The 1,403-nt window shown below is 37.8% G+C and carries 1 protein-coding gene; it reads right to left on the reverse strand.

Translation table 11 applies throughout. From position 1 onward, the window contains the following. Positions 1–129 precede the first annotated feature (129 nt). Positions 130–1,305 (reverse strand): IS256 family transposase, encoded by a 1,176-nt coding sequence (locus ACE198_RS27950; RefSeq protein WP_375377796.1) that lies wholly within the window; start codon positions 1,303–1,305, stop codon positions 130–132. Positions 1,306–1,403: the final 98 nt, after the last annotated feature.

Here is a 1,403-nt window from a genome sequence, read left to right on the forward strand (position 1 = left end):
AGTCAAGCCCATTATTATGTGTAAATTCATTCCTGATGAAAAACAATGTTAAGCAGCTGATTTATTTTTGGTGTACTGGAAGGGGGGTACCCCCCTTCCAGTACACCAAAAATTCGCGCTTCGCGGTTGCTATTTCTTCTCTTCTTGGTCCCGAATTATTCTTCTTCTTACTTCCTCAGCATAGTCCATTAAAACCGCACCAATTAATCGGAATGCGGATTGTGTATTAGGAAATATTCTAATTACCTTCTCTCTTCTCCGGACTTCCTCATTGATTCTTTCTAACGAGTTCGTACTTCGAATATGCGTATGGTATTTTGGTTTTTCATTTAAATATTGAATGGCATCTTCGAAGCCTTCTTCTAATATCTCTATCGCCTTTTCTAGTTTTGGATTTTCTCCCATTTGCTCAATGAACTCATTTTTATATTTTCTTGCCTCTTCAACGGTCGTTACCTCAAATATTCTTTTTAAACCCATTTTCACTTCGTCCATGCCTTTTTTGGGCATATGCGTAATGATATTCTTTTTGAAATGCACTGTGCATCTTTGCCAAGAGGATCCAACAAACTCTGTACCAATGGCAGACTTTAACCCCTGATGTGCGTCAGATATAACTAGCTTAGGTGATTGTAGTCCTCTTGACTTTAGGTATTGGAAAAATCGTTGCCAGGCTTCAGTGCTCTCCCCATGATCTACTCTTAAACCTAGAATTTCACGTCTATTGTTCTGGTCAACGGCCGTTGCGATATATACAGCTTTAGATACAACACGATTATGTTCTCTTACTTTGATATACATGGCATCGGCAAAGATATAGGGATAGTACATCGTATTCAGAGGTCGACTTGCCCATTGATTCACTAAAGGATCTAGTTTTTCTGTGAGTGTAGATACAAATGATTTAGACACCTTTTGCCCACAGAGTTGTTCCACGATCTTTGAAACTTTTCTTGTAGAGACTCCATTCACAACCATTTCAAGCATGGCTAATACGAGAGCTTGGTCACAACGAGCATATTGTTCAAACACGGTAGTCGAAAATTCTCCACTGCGAGTACGTGGTACTCGAAGAGTAATTTTTCCAATGCCAATAATTAGATCACGTTCATAATATCCGTTGCGGTAGTCACGTCGTAAGTTAGAACGTTCATAGGATTCTGCTTGCAAGAACTCATCACGTTCTTTTTCCATAAAAGAATTTAATACCAAAACGATGGACGCTTTGATGACAGCGTCTATATTAGAGTTCATAACAGAATCTTTTAAATCATCGATATTTAGGTTAAACTGTACTTGAGTCATAATTACTTCCTCCACATTGTTTAATTAGCCGTTAACATTGTAACCATGAGGAATTAATTTGACTCATTTTCTTTTTACACAATTATATGGGCTTAATC

This window comes from Neobacillus sp. KR4-4, from assembly GCF_042136325.1.
Taxonomy (GTDB): domain Bacteria; phylum Bacillota; class Bacilli; order Bacillales; family Cytobacillaceae; genus Neobacillus.